General features: G+C 64.1%; 21 protein-coding genes and 1 riboswitch. Of the genes, 7 read left to right on the forward strand and 14 right to left on the reverse strand.

Features of this window, described 5'->3' with window-relative positions; genetic code table 11:
* Positions 1-681: 681 nt before the first annotated feature.
* Positions 682-1149: a molecular chaperone Tir gene (locus B3397_RS21095; protein WP_296253726.1), complete on the forward strand. Its 468-nt coding sequence runs from the start codon at positions 682-684 to the stop codon at positions 1147-1149.
* A gap of 17 nt (positions 1150-1166) precedes the next feature.
* Here the strand turns inward: B3397_RS21095 and motB are convergent, their stop codons facing one another.
* On the reverse strand, positions 1167-2192 hold the full coding sequence (motB, locus tag B3397_RS21100) for a flagellar motor protein MotB (protein ID WP_296253727.1): 1026 nt from the start codon (positions 2190-2192) through the stop codon (positions 1167-1169).
* A 3-nt stretch (positions 2193-2195) separates the two neighbouring features.
* On the reverse strand, positions 2196-3047 hold the full coding sequence (gene motA, locus B3397_RS21105; protein WP_296253728.1) for a flagellar motor stator protein MotA: 852 nt from the start codon (positions 3045-3047) through the stop codon (positions 2196-2198).
* 147 nt (positions 3048-3194) lie between these two features.
* Between motA and B3397_RS21110 the strand changes: the two genes are divergently transcribed.
* From B3397_RS21110 to B3397_RS21125, 4 genes are all read left to right on the forward strand, one after another.
* Positions 3195-4715, forward strand: coding sequence for an HDOD domain-containing protein (locus tag B3397_RS21110; protein WP_296253729.1), 1521 nt, complete (start codon positions 3195-3197; stop codon positions 4713-4715).
* 45 nt (positions 4716-4760) lie between these two features.
* Entirely contained in the window at positions 4761-5576 is an 816-nt protein-coding gene (locus B3397_RS21115) for a rhodanese-like domain-containing protein (RefSeq protein ID WP_296253730.1), read from the forward strand.
* Positions 5577-5585: 9 nt separating this feature from the next.
* Positions 5586-6449 (forward strand): archaetidylserine decarboxylase, encoded by an 864-nt coding sequence (asd, locus tag B3397_RS21120; RefSeq protein ID WP_296253731.1) that lies wholly within the window; start codon positions 5586-5588, stop codon positions 6447-6449.
* 170 nt (positions 6450-6619) lie between these two features.
* Positions 6620-8386: a molecular chaperone gene (locus B3397_RS21125; protein WP_296253732.1), complete on the forward strand. Its 1767-nt coding sequence runs from the start codon at positions 6620-6622 to the stop codon at positions 8384-8386.
* Between the two features lie 57 nt (positions 8387-8443).
* On the opposite strand, the gene serB is transcribed toward B3397_RS21125, so the two are convergent.
* On the reverse strand, positions 8444-9457 hold the full coding sequence (gene serB / locus B3397_RS21130) for a phosphoserine phosphatase SerB (protein WP_296253733.1): 1014 nt from the start codon (positions 9455-9457) through the stop codon (positions 8444-8446).
* 133 nt (positions 9458-9590) lie between these two features.
* Between serB and B3397_RS21135 the strand changes: the two genes are divergently transcribed.
* Complete coding sequence (locus B3397_RS21135) at positions 9591-11087, forward strand: histidine kinase (RefSeq protein WP_296253734.1); 1497 nt, start codon at positions 9591-9593, stop codon at positions 11085-11087.
* Positions 11088-11177: 90 nt separating this feature from the next.
* Here B3397_RS21135 and B3397_RS21140 read toward each other — a convergent pair whose 3' ends face one another.
* From B3397_RS21140 to B3397_RS21180, 9 genes are all read right to left on the reverse strand, one after another.
* Positions 11178-11882, reverse strand: coding sequence for a PqiC family protein (locus B3397_RS21140; protein WP_296253735.1), 705 nt, complete (start codon positions 11880-11882; stop codon positions 11178-11180).
* Positions 11883-12111: 229 nt separating this feature from the next.
* A complete protein-coding gene (gene parC, locus B3397_RS21145; RefSeq protein ID WP_296253736.1) occupies positions 12112-14367 on the reverse strand; it encodes a DNA topoisomerase IV subunit A in 2256 nt (751 codons plus the stop codon).
* A gap of 10 nt (positions 14368-14377) precedes the next feature.
* Entirely contained in the window at positions 14378-14899 is a 522-nt protein-coding gene (locus B3397_RS21150; protein WP_296253737.1) for a retropepsin-like aspartic protease family protein, read from the reverse strand.
* Positions 14896-15894, reverse strand: a complete 999-nt coding sequence (locus tag B3397_RS21155; RefSeq protein ID WP_414704423.1) for an esterase-like activity of phytase family protein — start codon at positions 15892-15894, stop codon at positions 14896-14898. The genes B3397_RS21150 and B3397_RS21155 overlap by 4 nt, the downstream gene beginning before the upstream one ends.
* Positions 15891-17795 (reverse strand): DNA topoisomerase IV subunit B, encoded by a 1905-nt coding sequence (parE, locus tag B3397_RS21160; RefSeq protein WP_296253738.1) that lies wholly within the window; start codon positions 17793-17795, stop codon positions 15891-15893. The genes B3397_RS21155 and parE overlap by 4 nt, the downstream gene beginning before the upstream one ends.
* 35 nt (positions 17796-17830) lie before the next feature.
* Complete coding sequence (locus B3397_RS21165) at positions 17831-18439, reverse strand: YqiA/YcfP family alpha/beta fold hydrolase (RefSeq protein WP_296253739.1); 609 nt, start codon at positions 18437-18439, stop codon at positions 17831-17833.
* 199 nt (positions 18440-18638) lie between these two features.
* Complete coding sequence (cpdA, locus tag B3397_RS21170) at positions 18639-19454, reverse strand: 3',5'-cyclic-AMP phosphodiesterase (protein WP_296253740.1); 816 nt, start codon at positions 19452-19454, stop codon at positions 18639-18641.
* An 87-nt stretch (positions 19455-19541) separates the two neighbouring features.
* Entirely contained in the window at positions 19542-19994 is a 453-nt protein-coding gene (locus tag B3397_RS21175) for a DUF1249 domain-containing protein (RefSeq protein WP_296253741.1), read from the reverse strand.
* On the reverse strand, positions 19985-20602 hold the full coding sequence (locus B3397_RS21180; RefSeq protein WP_296253742.1) for an NUDIX domain-containing protein: 618 nt from the start codon (positions 20600-20602) through the stop codon (positions 19985-19987). The genes B3397_RS21175 and B3397_RS21180 overlap by 10 nt, the downstream gene beginning before the upstream one ends.
* A gap of 198 nt (positions 20603-20800) precedes the next feature.
* Here B3397_RS21180 and B3397_RS21185 point away from each other — a divergent pair, with 198 nt between their 5' ends.
* Entirely contained in the window at positions 20801-21547 is a 747-nt protein-coding gene (locus tag B3397_RS21185) for an RsiV family protein (RefSeq protein ID WP_296253743.1), read from the forward strand.
* On the opposite strand, the gene cytX is transcribed toward B3397_RS21185, so the two are convergent.
* Both cytX and thiC read right to left on the reverse strand, forming a co-directional pair.
* Entirely contained in the window at positions 21516-22805 is a 1290-nt protein-coding gene (gene cytX, locus B3397_RS21190) for a putative hydroxymethylpyrimidine transporter CytX (RefSeq protein ID WP_296253744.1), read from the reverse strand. The two genes, B3397_RS21185 and cytX, sit on opposite strands and share 32 nt — an antisense overlap.
* A gap of 119 nt (positions 22806-22924) precedes the next feature.
* A complete protein-coding gene (gene thiC, locus B3397_RS21195) occupies positions 22925-24829 on the reverse strand; it encodes a phosphomethylpyrimidine synthase ThiC (protein ID WP_296253746.1) in 1905 nt (634 codons plus the stop codon).
* A gap of 151 nt (positions 24830-24980) precedes the next feature.
* Positions 24981-25085: riboswitch (TPP riboswitch) on the reverse strand.
* Positions 25086-25189 lie beyond the last annotated feature (104 nt).

Genomic DNA, 25189 nt, shown 5'->3' on the forward strand with positions numbered 1-25189 from the left:
CCTGTAGCACCGGCGTGAGCCGGGTCACGGGCGCCGTGGGGTGTCAGGTGGATCGCGGGGCGGCCGGACGCGGCTTACGCCGCTGCTACAGGTCACGGACGCCGTGGGGTGTCAGGTGGAGCGCGGGGGGGCCGGACGCGGCTTACGCCGCTGCTACAGGTCACGGACGCCGTGGGGTGTCAGGTGGAGCGCGGGGGGCGACGGACGCGGCGTACGCCGCAAGCCTGTAGCACCGGCGTAAGCCGGGTCACGGGCGCCGTGGAGTGTCAGGCGGAGCGCGGGGGGCGATGGACGCGGCGTACGCCGCAAGCCTGTAGCACCGGCGTGAGCCGGGTCACGGGCGCCTTGGAGTGTCAGGCGGAGCGCGGGGGCGATGGACGCGGCGTACGCCGCAAGCCTGTAGCACCGGCGTGAGCCGGGTCACGGACACCGTGGAGTGTCAGGTGGATCGCGGGGGGGCCGGACGCGGCTTACGCCGCTGCTACAGGTCACGGACGCTGCGGAGTGTAGGAAAAGTTACCTGCGCTGGTAGGGGGTTTCTCTTTTTGCTGACATCTCTTGCCCGTGGGGCGTGCATGAACAATCGTTGACCCTCCAGCATCGATGATGGAGGCCGACCATGCCCCGACCAGTTCCCCGCACACTGCCCGTCGCCCTGAACACCCCGCTGAGCCGGCCACAATGAGCGTGTTCATCGGCTACCGGCACGATGACTACGGCCATGCCCTGAGGGTCAGGAAGCATCTGCGCAGAGCCGGCATCGAAGTACGCATGGACGTGCTGGATTTCGAGTCCCTGAGCACACTGCATGTCACCGAAACCGTCACCGGCCATGTGCGCGGCTGCACTCACCTGATGCTGGTCCTGTCGCGCGCCGGTGCGTGGCGTTGGTGGATACCCTTCGCCGTGGGCGAAGCCAGCGCCTTGGACAAGCGCGTGTGCTTCTATCAGGTCGGTGACGAAGCCCTGCCCGAATACCTGGAGCATTGGCCCATCCTGAGCCGGCCTCAGCAGCTGGACTTCCTGATAGAGGCCTATCATCGCGAAGCCGCACTCAAGATGCCGATCAGAAGCGCCAGCCAACCGACCGACGTCCGCGCAATGGATATCCACAGGGGGCTCAGAGAACGGATTGGTCGCGGCTTCTAGACCGCGACGACCCTGGGTTACTGGCCAGGCTTGCCCGGCTCATCCATCTTCAGGGAGCCGTCTTCGAACAGATTCATCCGCTGGCGCAGTTCACGGGGTTGCACGGGCGCAGTCGGATCGATGGCCGAGGCGCCAGGCTGGCCGGCCGGCGCCGTAGCGTTCGGTGCCGGCGTTTCAGCCGGTGGTTGCTCGCCTTCAATATCGCGCTGGGCTTTCTTGGTCAGCACGATGATATCGATACGGCGGTTGATCGGGTTCAGTGGGTTCTTGCGATCAAACAGCGACGACGATCCGTAGCCCACCACCCGCGCCACCTGATCCTCCGGGTAGCTGCCGGCTACCAGCGCGCGACGTGCGGCGTTGGCGCGGTTGGACGACAGCTCCCAGTTGCCGAAGCCGCCGCTGGCGCTGCCGGCGTAGGGTTTGGCATCGGTGTGGCCACTGACGCTGATCTTGTTCGGCACCGCCTTGATGGTGTCGGCCATGGCCAGCAGAATGTCTTCGAAATACGGCTTCAACCGCGCGCTGCCCAGGTCGAACATGGGTCGGTTCTCGGCGTCCATGATCTGGATGCGCAGGCCATCCTGAGTGATCTCGAACAGGATCTGGTCCTTGAATTTCTGCAATTCAGGGTTCTCGTTGACCTTGTTCTGCAGCTCCTGCAGCAGCAGCTCGAGCCGCTCCTTCTCGACCTGTTCGGCCATTGACTCGGCCTGCTCGGCATCCACCTGATTCGAGGTTTCCGGCTTGGGCGGAGTTACGTCGACTTCGGGGTTCAGCGTCTGCTCAGGCGACAACTGTGGCGAGCCGCCGAGGTCGATGACGTAGGGCGTACCGCTTTCGGTGAAGCCGATCGGATCCTTGAAGTAACCGGCAATGGCAATCTTCTGCTCGGGTGTGGCGTTGGACAGCAGCCACAACACCAGGAAGAACGCCATCATCGCCGTGGCGAAGTCGGCGAAGGCAATCTTCCACGCCCCGCCGTGGTGCCCGCCGCCGAAGCGCTTGACGCGCTTGATGATGATCGGCTGGTTGTTTTCCATGACTCAGCGACCGCGAACGGCTTGTTCGAGTTCGGCGAAGCTGGGGCGATGGGCGCCGTACAGCACCTTGCGGCCGAACTCCACGGCCAGCGAAGGCGGCATGCCCGAGGCCGAGGCCACCAGCGACGCCTTGATCGCCTCGTACACGTTCATCTCTTCCTTGGCGTCGTGGCCCAGGCAGGTGGCCAGCGGGCCGAAGAAACCGTAGGCGGCCAGGATACCCAGGAAGGTACCGACCAGCGCAGCGCCCACGTGACCACCGATGGCAGCCTTGTCGCCGTCACCCAGCGAGGCCATGGTGACCACGATGCCCAATACAGCTGCCACGATACCGAAGCCCGGCAAGGCATCGGCAATACCGGTGACCGCATGGGACGGGTGCTCGAGCTCTTCCTTCATGCTCAGCAATTCCATGTCGAACAAGCCTTCGAGCTCGTGAGGCGCCATGTTGCCCGAGGACATGATGCGCAGGTAATCGCAGATGAAGGCGATCATGCGCTCATCCTTGAGGATGGTCGGGTACTTGGCAAAGATCGGGCTGGCGGCGGCGTCTTCGATATCGGCCTCGATGGCCATCATGCCTTCGCGGCGGCTCTTGTTGAGGATCTCGTAGATCAGGCTCAGCACTTCCAGGTAGTACGCGTGGGTGAAACGCGACTTGAACATCGACAACGACTTTTTCAGCACGTGCATGGTGGTCGGGCCGGGGTTGGCCTGCAGGAAGGCACCCAGCGCTGCACCACCGATGATCATCACCTCGAAAGGCTGGATCAGCGCGGCCAACTGGCCGTGGGAGAGAACGTATCCGCCGAGCACGCTTGCGAACACGACGATCATGCCGATAATTTTAGCCATGGATAAGAAGCACTTAGAAAGTCGGTGTGAGGGTCGGCGCAAGCCGATGTTCAATCTGTTGTTCTCCTTATCGGCAGAACTGCGCCAGACTATAGCCACAAGTATTCAAAAGCCAGTTCGGCCCTTTACTCCACTCGGGTAAGCATCGTGTCCAACGCCAAACCGCACAACCTCGACGCCTGGCTCACATTGCTCGACAGCGTACGCCTGCCGATTCCCAGGCTCAGCCATGACAAGGTACGCGCCGCGATCAGTGATCGGCGCCGGTCGCTGCGCGACATTGCCGACCTGATGCAGCATAGCCCCGCGCTGGTACTGAGCGTCATGCGCGAAGCCAACCGCCATGGTGCAAGCAGCCTGGTGGAGCCGGCCGAAAGCCTGGAGGTGGCGCTGAATCGGTTGGGGCTGGCGCGCACCGAACAACTGCTGGCGCAACTGCCTGCCCAGGAGCCTCAGGACATTCCCCTGGCCCTGCGCCAATTGCAGATGATCAGCCAGCACGCCAGCCAGCAGGCCAACGGCATGTTCGCCGCCCGCCTGGCGCGGTTGTGGCAGGAGATCCACTGGGGCAGCCTGCTGTTCCTGTCTCCGCTGTGGCCGCTGGCCGCCACCTACCCCGCCTTGCTCGAACAATGGGAGCAGCGGGTGGTGCACCAGCACGAGCCGGCGGCCAAGGTCGAGCTGGAGTTGTTTGGCGTGCGCCTGGTGCGCCTGTGCCAGGCCCTCGCAGAGCAGTGGCGGCTGCCGGCCTGGGTACTGCATGGCTATCGCCTGTTGCTCAGCGAACGCAAGTCACTGGTCCAGGTGCTGCATATCGCCCGGGACAACGAGCATCGCCTGCGCCAGCAACAGCAACTGGATGACGACCCGGCCTTGCGGCGCTGGCTCAACCAGCCAGCCAACACCATTCTGCTGGCCAACGGTCTGGCCCTGGCCGCGCAGCATGCCTGGGTCAACGCCCACATGACCCGCTGGCAATACCTCACCAGCCTGTACCTCCAGGCCCCCCTGGAACAGGTGCAGCAGCAGATCCATCAACACGCCGTGCTGAGCGCCCGCCTGCACGCCATGCCCGACCTGTGGCACCCGGCACGCTCGCTGCTGTGGCCCTGGCACGTGGAACACCAGCCCCGCGACGCCCAACCCGCGCCACCGCCCAGCCCCGAGGCATTGGTGACGTGGCGCAAGCTGTGCGGCGAACTGCTGGCCGAACCGACTCCCTTCAACAATGCCATGCACCTGACCACCTGCGCCCGAGACGCGCTGGTAGCCTGCGGCATGCAGCGGGCGATGCTGCTGATGGTCGACAAGACCCTGACCAGCCTGCGCGTGCACCAGATCGCCGGCCTGCCCAAGGAAGCCGCCGCGCTGAGCCTGACCATCGAGAACAGCACCGTATTGCAACGGCTCATGGCGCAACCCACGCAGCTCCGCCTGGGAGCTGGCAACCATGCGCAGTTCTGGGCGCTGCTGCCGGCCACCTTGCGTGGGCTGTTCCGCGGCGAGCACCTGCTGCTGCGCTCGCTGACGAACAACGGCCGGGTCGTGATGCTGTTGGTCGCCGACCAGGGCGGCGGGCCTTTGGCCGAGGTCAGCGTGCAGGCTTTCGGTAAAACCGGGCAATGTATCGAGCGCGCCTTGGCCACCTTTACCAACCGCAGCCGCTGAGGCTTGCGCTACAATCGCCACTCTGTCTTGGTCTGGAGACCTCACATGCCTGATTTCTCTGGCTTGGCGCTGGTGATCGAAGCCGCCGAGCTGCACGCGCGGCTGGGCAACGCCAACCTGATACTGGTGGACCTGACCAGCCCGGCCCGCTATGCCGCCGGCCACATTCCGGGGGCGCGCTTCGTCGACCCCAAACGCACCCAGCTCGGCCAGCCGCCGGCACCGGGCCTGCTGCCCAGCCTGGCTTCACTGGAAGCGCTGTTCGGCGAACTGGGACACAACCCCGACGCGGTCTACGTAGTCTACGACGACGAAGGCGGCGGCTGGGCCGGGCGGTTCATCTGGATGCTCGACGTCATCGGCCACCGGCGCTACCACTATCTGAACGGTGGCGTACTGGCGTGGGACGCGCAGCACCTGCCGCTGAGCCAGGACGTGCCGGCGAGCGCCGGCGGGCCGGTCAAGCTGACCCTGCACGACGAACCCACAGCGACTCGCGAATACCTGCAGAGCCGCCTGGGCGCAGCCGACCTGGCAGTGTGGGACGCCCGCGGGCCGCTGGAGTATTCGGGCGAGAAAGCCCTCGCCGCGAAGAATGGCCATGTGCCCGGCGCGGTCAATTTCGAATGGACTGCCGGCATGGACCCGGCGCGCAACCTGCGCATCCGCGAAGACATCGCCGACGTCCTCAACGACCTGGGCCTGACCGCCGACAAGGAAATCATCACCCACTGCCAGACCCACCACCGCTCTGGCTTCACCTATCTTGTGGCCAAGTCGCTGGGCTATCCCCGCGTCAAGGGCTACGCCGGCTCCTGGGGCGAATGGGGCAACCACCCCGACACCCCCGTCGAAGTTTAAGGACACTCAATGAAATCCCGCTTGTTCATCATTTCCCAGTACCTGCTGCCTCACCATCTGCTCTCGCGCCTGGCGGGCTGCGTGGCCGAATGCCGCGCGCGCTGGTTCAAGAATGCCTTCACCGCCTGGTTCGCCAAGCGCTACAACGTCGACATGTCCCAGGCCCTGGTCGAAGACCTGACCGCCTATGACAACTTCAACGCCTTCTTCACCCGCGCCCTGAAGCCTGACGTACGGCCACTGGACCCCACCCCTGGTGCCATCCTCAGTCCCGCCGACGGAGCCGTCAGCCAGCTGGGCCCGATCGAGCATGGGCGTATCTTCCAGGCCAAGGGCCACAGCTTCAGCGTGCTGGAACTGCTGGGCGGCGACCCCGCCAATGCGGCGCCGTTCATGGGCGGGGAGTTCGCCACCATCTACCTGTCGCCCAAGGACTACCACCGCGTGCACATGCCGCTGGCCGGCACGTTGCGCGAAATGATCTACGTCCCGGGCCGTATTTTCTCGGTCAACCAGACCACTGCTGAAAACGTCCCGGAGCTGTTCGCCCGCAACGAGCGCGTGGTGTGCATCTTCGACACCGAGCGCGGGCCGATGGCCATGGTGCTGGTGGGCGCGATGATCGTGGCCTCGGTGGAAACCGTATGGGCCGGCCTGGTGACGCCGCCCAAGCGTGAACTCAAGACAGTGCGCTACGACGAAGCCGCCCGCGCGCCGATCCATCTGGAAAAAGGTGCCGAGATGGGCCGCTTCAAACTGGGCTCCACGGTGGTCGTGCTGTTCGGTCCCGAGCAGGTGAAATGGGCCCATCACCTGGCCAACCTGTCACCGGTCAGCATGGGCCAGGGCATCGGTCTTCCTGCGGTGCAGTGAAAGATGCTCGGTGGCGCCCGCCAGGGCGCTGGCGCAGCCTTGGGGAACACCAAGGCTGCGGCTGTTATCCATAGCTGATAGAGTCCAATGAATATGGCCAAATGAATGGCCGTTCATCATTCGTTGTGCGAGCCCTGAACCCAGGCTCCGGTTGAACCAGGAAGCAATCGATGTCCCGCCCAAGCCCCCATCTGTTGTTGCGCGCGCCGACGCCATCGCAGCTGAGCCTGACGTTCTGCGAAGCCACCCCGCGCGACCTCAAGCGCTGGATTGCCACGCTGCCCAAGGCCAACCTGGGGGAAACCGCAAGGCTGCTCTATCAAGGCCTGGGCGAACTGAACCAGCTGCTGACACCCTCCGAGAACCGTCTGCAACTGCTGGAGTTGCTGCGGCCCGAGGTGTACTTCGTGTGCAAGCACCTGGAGCGCCATTTTCTCAACCAGACCATCGTGCTGGACGAGCGCGCGCGCAAAGTCGCCAACCTCTGCCAAGCGCTGCAGAACCACTTGGCGATCGGCTACAAGCAGATCGTGCTGCGGGTCTCGAGCAAGTATGCAAAGGACCGCGGCACATTGCTGGCCACCGCCACGCAACGCGCCATGCATTGCCTCAATGGCCCCTTGGTACGGGCCAGCCTGCTGTACTGCCCGGTTCCGGACGGGGTCTGGCTGGAACTGCATCAGCTTTACCAGGCTGCGTTGGTCCATGGCCTGCAGAACACCGCCGTCAACGATGCCCTGGCGAGCAATGGTCGGGCCCTGACGGTGCAACAAACCTACGCCGCCGCCCTGCTGCTGGGCAGTTCGCGCTGCAATCAGATGCGCCAGAACGCCATTACCCGGCTAGCCGAGGTGCTCGAACCCTGGGCTGCCCTGGTGCGCGTGCAACCTGCCCAGGCGCCGACCAGCCTGTTCGCGCTGGCGCCGGGCGTCGATGGCCCGCCGCGCTACAAGACCCTGTTCACCGAAGAACAACTGCCGCAACTGGTAGGGCTGGACCCCATTGCGTTGGTCGATGCGATCAAGCAATACCTGGACATGTCTGCCGAACAGCGCGCGCAATCGCGACTCATACCCAGCAATTTCAGTATCGACCTGTTGCAGCATCTGGCCGCCGCCTGGGGCGACGTGTCCGAGCGTACGTTCCAGCGCACGCCAGGCCAGGGCAACCTGACCCTGTGCATCGGCATGAGCGCACTGCACTTCTACATTGGCGGCGAGCGCGCCTTCAGCGAAGTGCTCAAGCGTCCGGCGGCCGGCCAGAGCGCGCAATTCGTGCCCGGCGCTGCCACGCAGAACTGGAACCGTACCCTTGGCAGCGATCGCAGCGACTACGAGGAAATCGAGTACGACCTGCCCCGCAGCGAAGGCACCAGCGCGGCCGGCGCATCGAACAACGACCAGAACTACCCGACCTACGCGCTGCAGATCATCAATCACAGCCCCGGCGGCTATTGCCTGGCCTGGCCCAGGGAAGTGCCGCCGCAATTGCAGGCTGGGGAAATGATCGGCATCCAGGATGCGCCGTCCCAAGGCTGGAGCGTGGCGGTGGTGCGCTGGATTAGGCAGGTACGCAGTGGCGGCACGCAGATGGGCATCGAGCTGGTGGCCCCGCACGCACAGCCATGTGGCCTGCAACTGGTGCGCACCAGTGAAGAAAACAGCCAGTTCCTGCGCGGGCTGCTGTTGCCGGAAATCCGCGCCATCGACATTCCAGCTTCACTGCTGGCGCCGCGCATGCCGTTTCAGGAAGGCAACAAGGTGATCATCAACACCAACGGCGAGGAGCGCCCGGCAGGGCTGAGCCGCAAGCTGACCAGTACCGGCAGTTTCAACCAGTTCGAGTACCGCCATCTGGAACAGGTCAAACCGGTTGGCGCCGTGCCGGGCGAAGTAGCGCCGGAAGAAGACTTCGATTCCCTATGGAAAGACCTCTAACCGTAGCAGCGGCGTAAGCCGCGTCCAAAGTCGCCCCTCTCCCCCAAGGCAACCCAATCAACCGTCCCGCCGCCCCATCAAATACAACACCCCATCCAACCCCAACACCGAGATCGCCTGGCGCGCCGACTGACGCACCAGCGGCTTGGCGCGAAACGCCACGCCCAACCCGGCGATCGCCAACATGGCCAGATCGTTCGCGCCATCGCCCACAGCCACGGTCTGCTCCAGTGTCACACCTTCCTGGGCCGCCAGCTCCCGCAGCAGGTCGGCCTTGCGCTGGGCGTCGACGATGGGCTCGACGGCCACGCCCGTGCACTTGCCATCGACCACTTGCAGTTCGTTGGCGAAGACATAGGTGATGCCGAGCTTGGCCTGCACCTGCTTGGCGAAGTAGGTGAAGCCACCGGAAAGAATGGCCGTTTTCACGCCCATGCGGTTGAGCTCTGCAAACAGGCGTTCAGCGCCCTCGGTGAGGCGCAACTGGGCGCCGATGTCATCCAGCACGGCCACGTCCAGGCCGTTGAGCAATGCCATGCGCGCGGTGAAGCTGGCACGGAAGTCGATCTCGCCACGCATCGCCTGTTCGGTGATGGTCGCTACACGCTCGCCGATACCCGCGGCCTTGGCCAGCTCATCGATGACCTCGGCCTCGATCAGGGTCGAGTCCATGTCGAACACCGCCAGACGCGGCTGACGTCGATGGACCGACTCCGCCTGGTGCACGATGTCCAGACCCAGTTCCTGGCTGAGGTTCAATACCTGCGCCCGCCATTTCAGCGGTTCCAGCAGGTCACCGGTCAAGGTCAGCTCGAAACAGGCGTTGGCCCCTTCAGGATTGGACAACCGCTCCACACCGGCCAGCGCCAGGCCGTGCTCGGACAGCAGGGGTAGCACCCGCACGAACGCCTGGGGATCTACCGCCCGCCCCATCACCGTCAACACGTGAGCCGCCGCGGGATTGCGCTCGCCATCGGCGAAGGCATGGCCCTCGCCCAGCGCGGCGTTCAACGTTGCAATGAGGCCCGGGCGCTCCTGGGCGGTGATGTTGATCAGGACGATTTCGCGCAAGACGCAGCCTCTTTCATGAAAAAAATCGCATTCTACCCCGATTCAGTGACCATCGGGCACAGCCAGCGCTTTGCCGCTTGGAGGGTCGTCGTTATACTGCGCCACAACTTCACGGACAAAAGAGCCGCGCTCAGTGAACCGGCCTACGCCAGTCAAAACCGACAACTTCTTCCTGCTGATCTTCCGGGCTTTGCGCCACCGACGTGTGCCGCTGGCCCTGCGCATCGCCTTCACCAACATCGTATTGGTTGCCATCGCCTTGGTGATCTACGCCTGCGTGATGGGCTTGCAGTTCAAGCAGGCCATGCACGAGCAGGCCGACGCGGTGGGGCAGAGCCTGACCACGCAGACGGCCACGTCCGCCACCGAGCTGCTGGTGTCCAACGACATCCTCAGCCTCAACGTGCTGCTCAACAACCTGGTGAAGAATCCATTGGTGGCCCATGCCGCCATCTTCAGCCCGGACAACCGCATTCTGGCCGAAGCCGGCCAGCGCCCGAAAAGCGGGCTGCTGGGGCAGAGCCAGGGTTTGTACGAAACCAAGATCAATTTCCAGGACGTGCCTGCCGGGCAATTGCGCATCAGCCTGGACATGAACCAGTTCCAGCAGCCGCTGACCATCAGCCTGCAGAGCATGGCGATCCTGGGCGGTATTCTGTTGGTGCTGGCCCTGGCCCTGAGCCTGCGCCTGGGGCGCTATATCTCCACGCCCCTGCTGCAACTGCGGGTTTGGCTGCGCAACCCGGATGAATTCACCCCGGCCACCCAGCGCACCGACGAGATCGGCGACCTGGCCCGCCAGCTGCACGCACAGCTGGCCCCAGAGCCCCGCGAACCGGAGCCCGAGCCCGAGCCGGAAATGGAGGAAGAGTACGAGCAGGAACAGCCGCCCACCCCGGCCCCCCGCGCGGCCAAGCCAGGCCCCTTCCCTGCCCTGCCGGCCAAACCGGTGACCCGGCAGATCATGGCCGACGAGGATGAGGAAGACTTCGGCGACGACCCGTTCTCGGACCTGCGCGAAACGTCGACCGCCGTCGCTCGGCCGCCGGTCGCACCCGTGGTCAAGGTCAAGACGCAAAGCGCCGTGCTGGCCGTGCAACTGGGTGCCCAGGAGCAATTGCGGCGCTTGCCGCGCGCGCGCCTGACCGAGCTGCTGGAGCGCTATCGCGATTGCCTGGAACAGGCGGCTTCGCTGTATGAAAGTGAAGTGCACACGCTCAACGACGGCAGCACCCTGATGCTGTTCCACAGCGAAAACAGTGGCGAGGATTACCTCACCAATGCCATTTGCTGTGGCGAGCTGTTGCGCGCCCTGGGTCATGCCTTGCAGGTAGAGGTCGCCGACAGCGGGATCACCCTGCAGCTGCAGTTGGGCCTGGTGCTGAGTGACGAGGTGTACGGCCTAAATCCAATCGACCTGCTGCTGACCGAGTCGGCCCAGGATGCCCTCGCGCTGTCGCAGCACAGTCGCAACCTGCTGCTGGTGGTGCGCGAGATCAGCGACGACCCGCTGATCCGCCAGCGCGCCCGAATCCGCCCAATCGCCAGTCCCGAAGGGGCTTGTTGTGTGGAGCGGTTGCTGGAGCCTTATCCGTCGCTGCTGGAACGACAGTTGGCGCGGATCAGCTGAGACCGGGGCTGGGGTGAGGGGAGCCTTCAGCACAAATCCCGAGCCCACAAAAAAGCCCGCTTTCACAGCGGGCTTTTTACATACTTCAGATCAGAACCTGAACACTTCCAGGTCCGTGCGAATCGGTGTGGCCATCGGAATTTTTGGCTTTTCCTCTTCCTTGCGCACCTGCGCCGGGGCGGCCTTGCGCGGCTCCTCGGCAATCACCGGCTGGTTGGCCAATGGCTTGAGCGCCACGCTCAACTGCTCGGCCAGGCGCTGCAACAGGACGCCCTGGGCCTGAACCTGGGCGGCCGTACCACCATCGTGCTTCTCTTCGAGGTGCACGATACGGTTGTCACGTACCTGACCGCGGCGATCCAGTACCCGCCACTGCGCATCGAGGATGGCCGGCTGAGCGCTGCCTGAATCCAGACGCGTGATGGACAGCAATACCTGCGCATCCGGCGTGAAGTTCGCCGCCGTCGGTGCCAGCACGACGCGCTGGCTGTCCAGCCGCCAGGCGACCTGACGCAGCAGCAACTGGTCGATATCAGAGGACAAGCTACCTGCCCAACGGCCATCGGTAGCGGCGGTCAAGCTGCCGTCCTTCTGCCGTTGCAGCAGGGTTTCACGTTGCAGGTAATCGGCGACCGACACCGGCCCCAACAGGACCGCCATGCCTTTCGTTTCTTTCGGTTGCCCTGGATTGCCGCTATCGAGCTGGTAAAGGGCCACTGGCTGATGCACGGCGCACCCTGCCAAACCCAACACGCCACTCAGCAATAACACCACAGGAAGGCGCAAAAAATTCATCATTTCATCCAGGCGGGCACCACACGGCGCCCGCAGTAGTTCCCAACGAATTCGTTCGGGGCGCGACTCGGTCGGCTCCTCGAAAGGCCCTATCATCCGCGAAAATGCGATTTGACTCCAGCGCTTGTGCGTCGAACGGCGGCAAAAAACCAAAAGCCGTGGGAACCGTCGCAGGCCGAGCCAGCTGCCACACGACGTCGAAAGCCAGCTCCCACAAGACGCTTTTGGGCTATGGGTTCTCCACCACCAATCCATCGACCCGCTGGAAGCCGCGAGGCAGTTTGTTGCCCCGTCGTCCGCGCTCGCCACGGTAATGCTCCAGATCGTCAGGCTTGAGCGACAGCGTGCGCTTGCCAGCCTGCAGCACCAGCGTAGCGCCTTCGGCCACCACCGCCAGGTCTGTCACATACTCTTCACGACTGGCCACGCGATCGCCGGGAATACCGATGATCTTGTTGCCTTTGCCCTTGCCCAGCTGCGGCAGGTCACTGACCTTGAACACCAGCAAGCGACCCTCGGTCGTCACCGCTGCCAGCCAGTTCCGTTCGCGGTCGGCCACCGCACGCGGGGCGATCACCTTGGCGCCGTTTGGCAGACTGATCAGCGCCTTGCCCGCCTTGTTCTTGGCTTGCAGGTCTTCGCCCTTGACCACGAAACCGTAGCCGGCATCGGAGGCGATTACATACAAGGCCTCGTCGTCGGGCAACATCACGCATTCGAAGCTGGCCCCCGGCGGCGGCGTGAGCCTGCCGGTCAACGGTTCGCCCTGGCCACGGGCAGACGGTAGGGTATGTGCCGCCACCGAGTAGCTGCGGCCGGTGGAGTCGATGAACACGGCAAATTGGTTGGAGCGCCCTGCGGCAGCGGTCTTGTAACCGTCGCCCGCCTTGTAGGAGAGCCCGGTGGCATCGATGTCATGGCCCTTGGCGCAGCGCACCCAGCCTTTTTCCGACAGCACCACAGTGACCGGCTCGGTGGGCATCAATTCGTTTTCCGACAGTGCGCGAGCCTCGGAGCGCTGCACGATCGGCGACCGGCGTTCGTCACCGTAGGTTTCAGCGTCCTTGATCAGCTCGGCGCGGACCAGCTTCTTCAACTTGCTCTCGCTGCCCAGCAGCGCTTGCAGCTTGGCGCGCTCCTTGGCCAGCTCTTCCTGCTCACCGCGGATCTTCATTTCTTCCAGGCGAGCCAACTGGCGCAGGCGGGTGTCGAGGATGTAGTCGGCCTGGATCTCGGTCAGGGCGAAACGCTCGATCAGCCGGGCCTTGGGATGATCCTCGGTACGGATGATGTGGATCACTTCGTCCAGGTTGAGGAAGGCGATCAGCAAACCATCGAGCAGGTGCAGGCGGCGTTCTACCTTGTCCAGGCGGAACTGCAAGCGGCGGCGCACGGTGTTGACGCGAAACTCCAGCCATTCCACCAGCAGCGCGCGCAGGTTCTTCAACTGTGGACGGCCGTCCAGACCGATGATGTTGACGTTGACGCGGTAGGTCGACTCCAGGTCGGTGGTGGCGAACAGGTGCTGCATCAGCTCGTCGACTTCGACCCGGTTGGAGCGGGGAATGATGACGATGCGACAAGGGTGTTCGTGGTCCGACTCATCGCGCAGGTCGGCGACCATCGGCAGCTTCTTGGCCTGCATCTGCGCAGCGATCTGCTCCAGCACCTTGGCGCCGGAGACCTGATGAGGCAGCGCGGTGACGACGATGTCGCCATCCTCGATGCGGTAGACGGCGCGCATGCGCACCGAGCCGCGACCAGTTTCGTAGATCTTCAGCAGGTCGCTGCGCGGGGTGATGATCTCCGCTTCGGTCGGGTAGTCCGGTCCCTGGATGTGCTCGCACAGCTGCTCGACCGTTGCCTTGGGCTCGTCGAGCAGGCGCACGCACGCGCTGGCCACCTCACGCAGGTTGTGCGGTGGAACGTCGGTGGCCATGCCCACGGCGATACCGGTGGTGCCGTTGAGCAGGATATTGGGCAGTCGCGCCGGCAATACCGCAGGTTCGTCCAGGGTCCCGTCGAAGTTCGGCACCCAGTCGGCGGTGCCCTGGCCGAGCTCGCTGAGCAGCACTTCGGAGTAACGCGACAGTCGCGCCTCGGTGTAGCGCATGGCGGCGAAGGACTTCGGATCGTCCGGCGCACCCCAGTTACCCTGGCCGTCCACCAGGGTGTAGCGGTAGCTGAACGGCTGGGCCATCAGCACCATGGCTTCGTAACAGGCCGAGTCACCGTGAGGGTGGAACTTGCCGAGCACGTCACCCACTGTACGGGCGGACTTCTTGTGCTTGGCGTCGGCGTCCAGCCCCAACTCACTCATGGCATAGACGATGCGTCGCTGGACCGGCTTGAGGCCGTCGCCGATATGCGGCAAGGCACGGTCCATGATCACGTACATGGAGTAGTTGAGGTAGGCCTGTTCGGTGAAGTCAGCCAGTGAGCGGCGTTCTACGCCATCAAGGCTGAGATCAAGGGAGTCGCTCATGCGGGCCTCATCATTTCGTGGTCTGGCGCAGCAACAAGTTGCCGCTGCGCTGGGTAAATTCAAGTTGTTTGAGGGCACTCATGCCCAGCAGCACCTGGTTGCCCTCGAAGCCGGGCACCACCAGGGCGCGTACGTTGTGCAACTGGATATCGCCCAGTTGCAGGGTGGCAATCTCCGTGCGCCAGCCCTCGGCACGACCATTGGCGGTGCTCACCGAGACCGGCGCACCGCGGCTCAGGTTAAGCCGACGGGCGACGCCCTCGGGCAGCGCGACGTCGGTGGCGCCGGTGTCGAGCATGAACTGCACCGGCTGGCCGTTGATCGTGCCAGCGCTGACGAAATGGCCCTGGCCATTGCCCGCCAACTGCACTTCTATATAGCCGTCACCGTGTTGGGACGTGACGTGCTGGTTGGGGTTCTGCCGACGCTGTTCCCAGTCGCCGAAGAACTGCGTGGCCAGGTACAGCCCCGCCGCCCAGGCCAGCAGCATCAGCACCTTGCCAGCCCGCCTGCCCGGTGTCGCCTGGCTCATGGCGCCGCGCTCCAGCCACCGGCCGGGGCCGCGAAGCGCCAGACCACTGGGCGACGTTCGCCGTCGGCGCGGCTCCACTGGTTGTTGTCCGTGCCGACCCAGGCACCGTCGACATCGATGGCCAGGGCCTCGGTCAGGCCGTAGGGGGCATCATAGCGGCGCGAGGGCAGCAACGCCTCGGCCGCGAACGACCAGCAGCGCTCCAGCGACCCGCTGTTGGCGTCCCGGCGGCAGATCCGGTAGGCGTTGCGTTCGAGGGTAAACAGCTTGCCATCGAAGTAGGTGACATCGGAGAAGTCGCGCGGCATCTGGGTGTGGCTGGACAACTGCGCCGGCAGCGTCTCCAGCCCGGACTCGCTGAGCAGCACGCAGCCGCCGTCGCAATCCCAGGTGGTCTGTCGTTTGTGCGTTACCAGCAGACCACGCCCTTCGCGCTCGGCTGCCAGCCACAGACGATCCCCGCCGGGGTTGATCGCCAGGCCTTCGAACAGCGCATTGAAGCGCAGCAACATGCCGCTCCCCCGCGCCTGACGAACCAGGCCGGGGTCCAGGCGCAGCCATTGCGGCTGGCCCGCAAGCGGCACCTGCAGCACCGCGGCGTGGGCTTCGCTGACCAGATATAGATTGCCCTGGGCGTCACAGCTGATGCCTTCGAAGTCCAGGTCGCCGCCTCGAACGGACGAGGCGGCCCAGGCGCGGATGCGCAGGCCGAGCGGCAGCTCGCTGGACGGTACCGCAGGCGCCTCGAAACCAACGGCCGCGGCGTGCCAGTCGGGCGTCGAAGTGTTCAGTCGGTACATCACCTGGTCGTCACGGTCCGACACCGCCCACAACGCCCCGCGGCACTGCGCCAAACCCGACAGATTGCCGGCCGGCATGCCATCGACGGTGTGCTCGCCGAGCAGGGTCAACTCGGGCGCCGCAGTCGGCGACCCCGCCTGAGCCAGCGCCGGCAGGGCCAGCGCGAACAGCGCTGTGAGTGCCGCTCTGATCAAGCCAAAACCTCGGCCAGATTGCCTTTGGATTCGAGCCAGCTCTTGCGATCGCCGGCGCGTTTCTTGGCCAGCAGCATGTCCATCATTTCGGTGGTACCGGCGAAGTCGTCGAGGGTCAGCTGCACCAGGCGCCGGGTGTTCGGGTCCATGGTGGTTTCGCGCAACTGCGGCGGGTTCATTTCGCCCAGCCCCTTGAAGCGGGTGACCTGCGGCTTGCCGCGTTTCTTCTCGGCCACCAGGCGGTCGAGAATGCCGTCGCGTTCGGCTTCGTCCAGGGCGTAATAGATTTCCTTGCCCAGGTCTATGCGATACAGCGGCGGCATGGCGACGTAGACATGGCCGGCGTCCACCAGCGGACGGAAATGCTGGACGAACAGCGCGCACAGCAGGGTAGCGATGTGCAGGCCATCGGAGTCGGCGTCGGCGAGGATGCAGATTTTACCGTAGCGCAGTTGGCTCATGTCTGCGGCGCCCGGATCGACGCCGATGGCCACGGCGATGTTGTGCACCTCCTGGCTGGCCAACACTTCGCTGCCGTCCACTTCCCAGGTGTTGAGGATCTTGCCGCGCAGCGGCAGGATGGCCTGGAACTCCTTGTCCCGAGCCTGCTTGGCCGAGCCGCCGGCGGAGTCGCCTTCCACCAGGAACAGTTCGGAACGGGCCGGGTCCTGGCCTGCGCAGTCGGCCAGCTTGCCTGGCAATGCCGGGCCCTGGGTGATGCGCTTGCGCTCCACCTTCTTGCTCGCCTTGAGGCGCCGCCCGGCGTTGCTGATGGCCAGTTCGGCCAGCTGCATGCCCAGTTCGGGATGGGCGTTGAGCCACAGGCTGAAGGCGTCCTTGACCACGCCGGAAACGAAAGCCGCCGCTTCACGGGACGACAGTCGCTCCTTGGTCTGGCCGGAGAACTGGGCATCCTGCATCTTCATCGAAAGCACGAAAGCGATGCGCTCCCAGACGTCTTCCGGCGCCAGCTTGAGACCGCGCGGCAGCAGGTTGCGGAACTCGCAGAATTCGCGCATGGCATCCAGCAAGCCCTGGCGCAGGCCATTGACGTGGGTGCCGCCCTGGGCCGTGGGAATCAGGTTGACGTAGCTCTCCTGCACGCTGTCACCGCCTTCAGGCAACCACAGCAGGGCCCAATCGACCGCTTCCTTGTTGCCGGCCAGGGAGCCGCAGAACGGCTCGTCGGGCAGGCGGGCAAACTCGGTCACCGCATCCACCAGATAGGAGCGCAGGCCGTCTTCGTAATGCCACTCGACCTTCTCGCCGGTGCCCTTGTCCTCGAAGCTGACCAGCAGCCCGGGGCACAGCACGGCCTTGGCCTTGAGCACATGCTTGAGGCGGCTGACCGAAAACTTGGGTGAGTCGAAGTACTTGGGGTCCGGCGCGAAGTACACGCTGGTACCGGTGTTGCGCTTGCCGACGGTGCCGACCACTTCCAGGTCGGTGGCCTTGAAGCCATCGGCGAAGGTCATCTGGTACTCGTTGCCGTCCCGCTTGACCCTGACCCGCACCTGATTGGACAGGGCGTTGACCACCGAGATACCCACCCCGTGCAGGCCACCGGAAAACTGGTAGTTCTTGTTGGAGAACTTGCCGCCGGCGTGGAGCTTGGTGAGGATGAGTTCGACGCCGCTGACCCCTTCCTCGGGGTGGATGTCCACCGGCATGCCGCGGCCGTCGTCGGACACTTCAAGGGAATGGTCGGCGTGCAGGATCACCTGGATCGAACGCGCGTGGCCAGCCAGGGCTTCGTCGACACTGTTGTCGATGACTTCCTGGGCCAGGTGGTTCGGTCGGCTGGTGTCGGTGTACATGCCCGGGCGTTTGCGCACCGGGTCGAGGCCCGAGAGGACTTCGATGGCGTCTGCGTTATAGGCGCTAGCGCTGGGATTGGCCATGGGGTCTCGTCGTCAGTCGTTCGTGAAAAAAAAGATCAAAGTTGCGAAAAATCGATGGCCTGGTACCGCTCGGCCTCGACGCCGGCAAAACTCAGCAGCGCCGGCAGACGCTCGGCGAAGCCCTGGAAACCATGGTCGCCACCGGCCTGGATGCGCAGGGCGCAGGCTCGGTAGAACGCTTCGGCCTGGCGGTAATCCAGGGTTTCATCACCGGTCTGCAGCCAGACCTGGTAACGCTCGGCATCCACTGGCGCCGGCACTTCCAGCTCGGCAAGCGCCGTCACGTGGTCTTGCGTGAGCTGCCACTGCTCACCGGTGTAGTGATTGGTCTGGGTGCCCAGGTATCCGTCGAACAGGCGATGCGGATTGACCACAGGGTTGATCAACAGGGCTTTCAAGCCATGCCGTTCGGCCAGGTGAGTCGCATAGTAGCCGCCGAGCGAACTTCCCACCAGCAACGGCGCGTCCAGCTCGCCCAGGGCCGCTTCGAGCTGGGCAATGGCCTGGCGCGGGTGATGATGCAAGGCGGGCACCCGCAGCTGTGCAGCGCAACCGATACGGGCCATCAAGGCGCTCATCTGTGACGCCTTCTGCGAGGCCGGTGAGCTGTTGAGACCATGAATGTAGAGAATCGAACCTGGCATGGAGGGGCCCACGGAACAATGAGAGGGGCGCAGTTTACCCTGTCGGCGCTGGAGGCGGGCCATCAGTGTGTGTCAGTTGGGTGGGTGTTGGTCCTATCGCGGGTAGAACCCGCTCCCACATAGGCGCGCACGCTCTTGGCACAGTGAGATCACCTGTGGGAGCGGGTTCTACCCGCGATAGCGTCGCCGCAGATCCGGATCAGTACCCGGTTGAACTGAAATCCGGCTCGAACTCGAACCCCTGCAACCGCGACACACCGGTTTCGATGTGCCCGTCGGGCATCAACCGCAACCAGCGATACCCCGGCGCCAGCGTATCCAGGGCGAAGTCCTCGCTGCGCGGCTTGAACTGAATGCAGGTAGACGGCGAAGCCAATAGCCGCAGGCCATTGAGCTCCTGGTCTATTTCCTGGTGGATATGCCCCCACAGCAATGCCCGCGCCTGGGGAAAGCGCTCCAGCACCTCGAACAGCGCGTGGGGATTGCGCAGACCGATGTCTTTCATCCACTGGCAGTCGATCGGCACCGGGTGGTGATGCAGGCAGATCAGGTGATGCTTTTCCGGCGCCTCGCTGAGCGCCTGGGCCAGCAGCTGCAACTGGTCATCGGCCAGGTATCCGGGTACCGAGCCGGGCACTGCGGAGTTGAGCAACGTGACTCGCCAGTTGCCGATGTCCACCACAGGCTCGAGCAACTCGGTGCCCCTGGCGGCCGCTTCCATGCCATGAGGCTCGTCGTGATTGCCGGCGAACCAGCGTGCCGGTGCCGGGATGGCCGCGGTCATCTGCTTGAAGACCTCGTAGGATTCCAGCGTACCGTCCTGAGAGAGATCGCCGCTGGCGATCATCAGGTCAATGCGCGGCTGCTCGGCCAGCACCTGTTCAACCACTCGCGCGAAGCTTGCACGTGTATTCATGCCCAGCAGCGTCGTGCCGGCGTCTGCGAACAGGTGGCTGTCCGACAGTTGCACCAGCAACACCGGGGAATCGGCAGGTAGGGAAGATACGCTCGGCAAGGCCGTCTCCTGGCAGGGGGATCGCTTGGATTATGGTGGGGAAGCGACAATCGGGCAATCACCCTGGCAGCGCAGGTACAACCCGGCCTAGCGGACCGCCTCGTACTCATGTCCGCAAGCCAGGCAGTGGCTCAGCCATTCACCGAGAAACAAGTTGAGCTGAGCCTTTTCGTCAGGCTGGTGCATCGACTCGTTGGGGTAGGGATACACGCTGCGAAACCGACGTGCATGTTCGGCACTGATGACCTCGGCCATGCGCGCATCGTGATACACCTGCACTTCCATCTGCGGCACCGGCAGCCAGGGCAGGCTGTGTTCCTGACGTACACGCAGAGTGGTGGTATAGGGGCACGCCAGCAGCACCTCGAGGGTGAGCACACCGAGCATCTGGTCGGCCTGGGTCATGGCGATGCGGCGCGACAGCTGCTGCTCGCGCATGTCCGGCAGCAGGCGCATCAGGCGGGCATAGTTGGCCTCGCAGGCCGCCTGCAGCCCGACAAGATCGACACGGTAGCGCTCGCGCAACAGGTTCACGACCACAGCCCCCTGACTTCGTCGCGGTTCAGTGCCAGCCACTGGATGGCAATGATCGCCGCCGCGTTGATGATTCTGCCGTCGCGCACGGCTTGCAGAGCGTCGTCGAACGCCCAGACCTTCACGCGAATGTCTTCACCTTCCTCTTCCAGCCCGTGCAGACCGCCCGCCCCTTCGCTGGAGCAACGGCCCAGATACAGATGGACGTATTCGTCACTGCCACCCGGCGAGGGAAAGTACTTGGTGATCGGCCACAGGGCCTGCACGTCCAGGCCCGCTTCCTCCACCGCTTCGCGTCGCGCCACTTCCTCGGGCGCTTCGTCCTTGTCGATCAGGCCGGCGACCATTTCGATCAGCCAGGGGTTGTCGACCTTGCCGATGGCACCGACCCGAAACTGTTCGATCAGGATCAGTTCGTCGCGCTTGGCATCGTAGGGCAGCATGCACACGGCATCGTGGCGCACGAACAGTTCGCGGCTGATTTCCTTGCTCATGCCGCCATTGAACAGCTCATGACGCAGGAACAGCTTGTCCAGTTTGTAGAAGCCCTTGAAGCAAGGCTCGCGCTTGACGATCTCGACCGCCGTGGGCACCGAATGGGATGCATCTGCCATGGAAAACCTCGTACTCGTGCGTGCAGCGTCGGGCCATCCTAACTGCGATCAAGCCGCTTTGCAGCCCCTTTGACGATAACCTTCAAGCCTCAGGATAGGCGGTTGGCGGCCCAGGCATTAAGATTATCGGCCGTGGCGAACTGAAGGCCTGACCGACAGTCCAACCACGACAATTCCGTCTCCTAGCCAAGGACCACCATGTCGTTTTTGAAGCTCACCTCCATGGCCTGCCTCGCTTTGACCCTGGGCGCCTGTTCGAGCCTGTTCCAGCCCAACTACCGTGCGCCTCTGAAAGCCGAGCGCGACGCGTTCGAACACCTCAAGCCTGGCTGCTCGGCGCAGGATTGCCCGCTGGTGAACATCGACGTGGTGCGCTTTCCCGACGAGCCTGGCCTGGACGCCGCCATCGACCAGCGCCTGCGCAAGATGACCATGAACACCCCGGACGCCCAGCTGCCCAGTACCCTGAAGGCTTACGAGGAACAGTTCCTGCGCAGCGCACAGCCTGGCTACAGCAGCTATCTGCAAGCCAAGGTACGCGAGCAGCATGACGGTATCGTGGTGATCGAGGTGTCGAGCTACCTGTCCACCGGTGGCGCCCACGGCATGCCGGGACGTGGCTTCATCAACTGGTCGCGCCGCGAACATCGCGAGCTGACCTTGCAGGACATGCTGGTGCCAGGTCAGGAACGTGCCTTCTGGCAAGCGGCCGAGGAAGCCCATCGCGGCTGGCTGGTGGGCGCCAAGCTGGACAAGGATGCCGAGTTCATTCGCCAGTGGCCGTTCCAGCAAACCCCGAACATTGCCCTGACCTATGGCGCCGTGGTCCTGAAGTACGACGTGTACTCCATCGCCCCGTACGCCATGGGTCACCCGGAATTGAGGATCGCCTATCCGCGCCTCAACGGCGTGATCAAGCCTGAGCTGTTTCCGGGCCGCGGCTGATCGCCCGGCCGAGCAGGTACTGCAACAGCCCAGCCAGCAGCAATGCTGGCAGGGTCGCGCCCACCTCGGGGTAGAGGTTGGCCAGCAGGTGATAGGTTGACAGGCCGCCCAGCCATGCCAGCAACGCGGTCCAGCGCAGCGCCGAATGGGCTGCCGGAACCGCACGCTTGCGCAGGATGAAGTGGTCCACCAGCACCACGCCGAACAGTGGCGCGAACACTGAGCCGATCAGCAACAGGAAGTTCTGGTACTGCGCCAGCGGTGCGAAGCACGCGATCAAGGTGCACAGCACGCCGATTGCCAGGGCCAGGTGCTCGACCTTCAGACCTGACAGCAGGCTGGTGGAGACCGCAGCCGAGTGGATGTCTGCGAAGGCGTTTTCGGACTCGTCCAGCAGGATCAGCAGCAGCGGTATACCCAGGCCCGCGCCGGCCAGTGCCAACAGCAGCGCATTGACTTCGCCGCTCGGGGCGAAGGCCAGGGTGTAGGCCACGCCCAGGCTCATCAGCCAGAAATTGCCGATGAAGAAGCCCACCGCCGTGCCGCCGAATACGCTGCGCGCCCGCTTGCCGAAGCGCGAGTAGTCGGCGATCAGTGGCAGCCAGGACAGCGGCATGGCGATGGCGATGTCGAAGCCCACGGCCAAGGGCATGGAGCCGTCACCGGCGGTGTTCCACAACGCAACCAGATCGGCCTTGGCAAACAGGTTCCAGGTCAGCCACAGGCAGGCGCCCAGCAGCAGCCAGATCCCCCATTTGCGCAAGACCTTGCGCACGAAGGTCAGCGGGCCGGTCACCGCCAGCAGCGTGGCAAGGCCGCCGAACAGCACGGTCCAGAGCAGTGGGCTGGTCCACAGGCTACCGTCGCCGAAGGCCCGTGCGCCCAGCAGACTGGCGGCGTCGCGCATGACGATGATTTCGAACGAGCCCCAGCCGATCAGTTGCAGCAGGTTGAGCAGCGCTGGCGCACTGGCGCCGCCGCGGCCCAGGGTCAGGCGCAGGGCAGCCATGGCGGACAGGCCGGTGTCGCTGCCGATGACGGCTACCGAGGCCAGCAGCAAGACGCCGACCAGGGTGCCGCAGGCAATGGCCGCCAACGCGCCGGACAGGCCCAGACCGGGGGCCAGCAAGGCGCCGGTCTGCAGCACCATGAGGCCGACGCCCAGGGAGAACCACAACGAGAACAGATCACGGCCGCCCAGTACGCGCTGGGCGGTGGGGACCGCTAGATCGGGGGAGTAGCTGTTGGGGGTGGTCAATTTGGGGATGCTCGGGTGGGTGGTTGGGTTTGGGGTGGTGGTGAAGGGTCCCCTCACCCCAGCCCTCTCCCTGAGGGAGAGGGGGCTAAAAGCCGTTGGGGAGAGGGGACCAGACGCCGTCAGACTTTCTGGTACAACTGGCTCCCCTCCTGCTTGAATCGCTGCGCCTGCTCGCGCATGCCCTGCTCCACGCTCAGGTCCACCGCCTCGATCTTCTGATTCGCCGCGTACTCACGCACTTCCTGGGTAATTTTCATCGAGCAGAACTTGGGCCCGCACATCGAGCAGAAATGCGCGACCTTGGCCGAGTCCTTGGGCAGGGTTTCATCGTGGTAGGCCCGCGCCGTGTCTGGGTCCAGGCCCAGATTGAACTGGTCTTCCCAACGAAACTCGAAACGGGCCTTGCTCAAGGCGTTGTCGCGCAGCTGCGCACCGGGATGCCCTTTGGCAAGGTCCGCGGCGTGGGCGGCGATCTTGTAGGTGATGATGCCGGTCTTGACGTCATCCTTGTTCGGCAGCCCCAGGTGTTCCTTGGGCGTCACATAACAGAGCATGGCGCAGCCGAACCAGCCGATCATGGCTGCACCGATGCCCGAGGTGATGTGGTCGTAGCCCGGCGCGATGTCCGTGGTCAGCGGGCCCAGGGTGTAGAACGGTGCCTCGTCGCAGCACTCCAACTGCTTGTCCATGTTCTCTTTGATCAACTGCATCGGCACATGGCCAGGGCCTTCGATCATGCATTGCACGTCGTGCTTCCAGGCGATCTTGGTCAGTTCGCCAAGGGTCTCCAGCTCACCGAACTGCGCCTCGTCGTTGGCGTCGGCAATGGAACCGGGGCGCAGGCCATCACCCAGAGAGAAGCTGACGTCATAGGCCTTCATGATTTCGCAGATCTCGTCGAAGTGCGTGTACAGGAAGTTTTCTTTATGGTGCGCCAGGCACCACTTGGCCATGATCGAGCCGCCACGGCTGACGATACCGGTCACCCGTTTGGCGGTCAGCGGCACGTAGCGCAGCAGCACGCCGGCGTGAATGGTGAAGTAGTCCACGCCTTGTTCGGCCTGTTCGATCAAGGTGTCGCGAAACAGCTCCCAGGTGAGGTCCTCGGCCACGCCGCCGACTTTTTCCAGGGCCTGGTAGATGGGCACCGTGCCGATCGGCACCGGCGAGTTGCGGATGATCCACTCGCGGGTTTCGTGGATGTGCTTGCCGGTGGACAGGTCCATCACCGTGTCCGAGCCCCAGCGAATGCCCCAGGTCAGCTTGGCCACTTCCTCCTCGATGGAGGAGCCCAAGGCACTGTTGCCGATGTTGCCGTTGATCTTCACCAGGAAGTTACGGCCGATGATCATCGGCTCCAGCTCGGTGTGGTTGATGTTGGCAGGAATGATCGCGCGACCCCGGGCGACTTCCTCGCGGACGAACTCGGCGGTGATTTCCTGGGGAATGCTGGCGCCGAAGCTGTGGCCCTTGTGCTGGTCCTTGAGCAGACCAGCAGCGCGGGCCTCGGCCAGTTTCATGTTTTCGCGGATGGCGACGTATTCCATCTCGGCGGTAATGATGCCCTGGCGAGCGTAATGCATCTGGCTGACATTGGCCCCGGCCTTGGCCCGGCGCGGGTTGCGCACGTGGGCGAAGCGCAGTTGGGTCAGTTCTTCGTCGTTGAGGCGTTGCTGGCCGAAGTTCGAGCTCAGGCCGGGCAGGCGTTCGGTGTCGCCGCGGTCGTCGATCCAGGCCGAGCGCACGTCGGCCAGACCCTGGCGCACGTCGATGCTGACGCTGGGATCGGTATAGGGGCCGGAAGTGTCATAAACGGTAACCGGCGCGTTGATCTCCCCACCGCCGTTCGCTCCGGAAAAATCCGTCGGCGTGACATCGAGGCTGATCTCGCGCATGGGCACACGAATGTCCGGGCGCGAGCCCTGCACATAGACTTTGCGGGAACGGGTAAACGGCTGAACCGATTGTTGATCGACCTGGGCCGACTCGCTCAAATGGGCGGTGTTTTTTAGTTTTGTACTCATCACAGGCTCTCCAGACAGCATCCAGCAGTGGAATGTCGGAGCGAACCTGAAAGGCACGGACGCACCCTGTGAACGGATGCTGTGCTTGTACGAGAGGTGCTGTGCAAAAAATGCGCAATATCCCGGACGAAGCACAAGAGGACTCGCCGGGAGGACGAGAAATCTTGTTCCCTACGCAGGCGCTAACCTGATCAGGTTCAACGGGATCCGGATTATCCGATCTCAGCCTCTTCGCAAGGCACCCCGACAAGAACGTGCACAGCATAGACGCCCTGGGCAGGGAACGCCAAGCCCCGCGTGCATGTCTGGATAATTGGCCGGTCTGCCCGATTGTTGCCAGACCCGCCGCGATCTACACTC

It is taken from the genome of Pseudomonas sp. UBA4194 (genome assembly GCF_002379585.1).
Taxonomy (GTDB): Bacteria; Pseudomonadota; Gammaproteobacteria; order Pseudomonadales; family Pseudomonadaceae; genus Aquipseudomonas.

Excerpts from the sequence above, each read along its gene's own strand:
- B3397_RS21095 (WP_296253726.1), top strand. The coding sequence starts at position 682 with ATGAGCGTGTTCATCGGCTACCGGCACGATGACTACGGCCATGCCCTG.
- motB (WP_296253727.1), bottom strand. The coding sequence starts at position 2,192 with ATGGAAAACAACCAGCCGATCATCATCAAGCGCGTCAAGCGCTTCGGC.
- motA (WP_296253728.1), bottom strand. The coding sequence starts at position 3,047 with ATGGCTAAAATTATCGGCATGATCGTCGTGTTCGCAAGCGTGCTCGGC.
- B3397_RS21115 (WP_296253730.1), top strand. The coding sequence starts at position 4,761 with ATGCCTGATTTCTCTGGCTTGGCGCTGGTGATCGAAGCCGCCGAGCTG.
- asd (WP_296253731.1), top strand. The coding sequence starts at position 5,586 with ATGAAATCCCGCTTGTTCATCATTTCCCAGTACCTGCTGCCTCACCAT.
- B3397_RS21125 (WP_296253732.1), top strand. The coding sequence starts at position 6,620 with ATGTCCCGCCCAAGCCCCCATCTGTTGTTGCGCGCGCCGACGCCATCG.
- B3397_RS21140 (WP_296253735.1), bottom strand. The coding sequence starts at position 11,882 with ATGAATTTTTTGCGCCTTCCTGTGGTGTTATTGCTGAGTGGCGTGTTG.
- parC (WP_296253736.1), bottom strand. The coding sequence starts at position 14,367 with ATGAGCGACTCCCTTGATCTCAGCCTTGATGGCGTAGAACGCCGCTCA.
- B3397_RS21150 (WP_296253737.1), bottom strand. The coding sequence starts at position 14,899 with ATGAGCCAGGCGACACCGGGCAGGCGGGCTGGCAAGGTGCTGATGCTG.
- parE (WP_296253738.1), bottom strand. The coding sequence starts at position 17,795 with ATGGCCAATCCCAGCGCTAGCGCCTATAACGCAGACGCCATCGAAGTC.
- B3397_RS21165 (WP_296253739.1), bottom strand. The coding sequence starts at position 18,439 with ATGCCAGGTTCGATTCTCTACATTCATGGTCTCAACAGCTCACCGGCC.
- B3397_RS21180 (WP_296253742.1), bottom strand. The coding sequence starts at position 20,602 with ATGGCAGATGCATCCCATTCGGTGCCCACGGCGGTCGAGATCGTCAAG.
- B3397_RS21185 (WP_296253743.1), top strand. The coding sequence starts at position 20,801 with ATGTCGTTTTTGAAGCTCACCTCCATGGCCTGCCTCGCTTTGACCCTG.
- thiC (WP_296253746.1), bottom strand. The coding sequence starts at position 24,829 with ATGAGTACAAAACTAAAAAACACCGCCCATTTGAGCGAGTCGGCCCAG.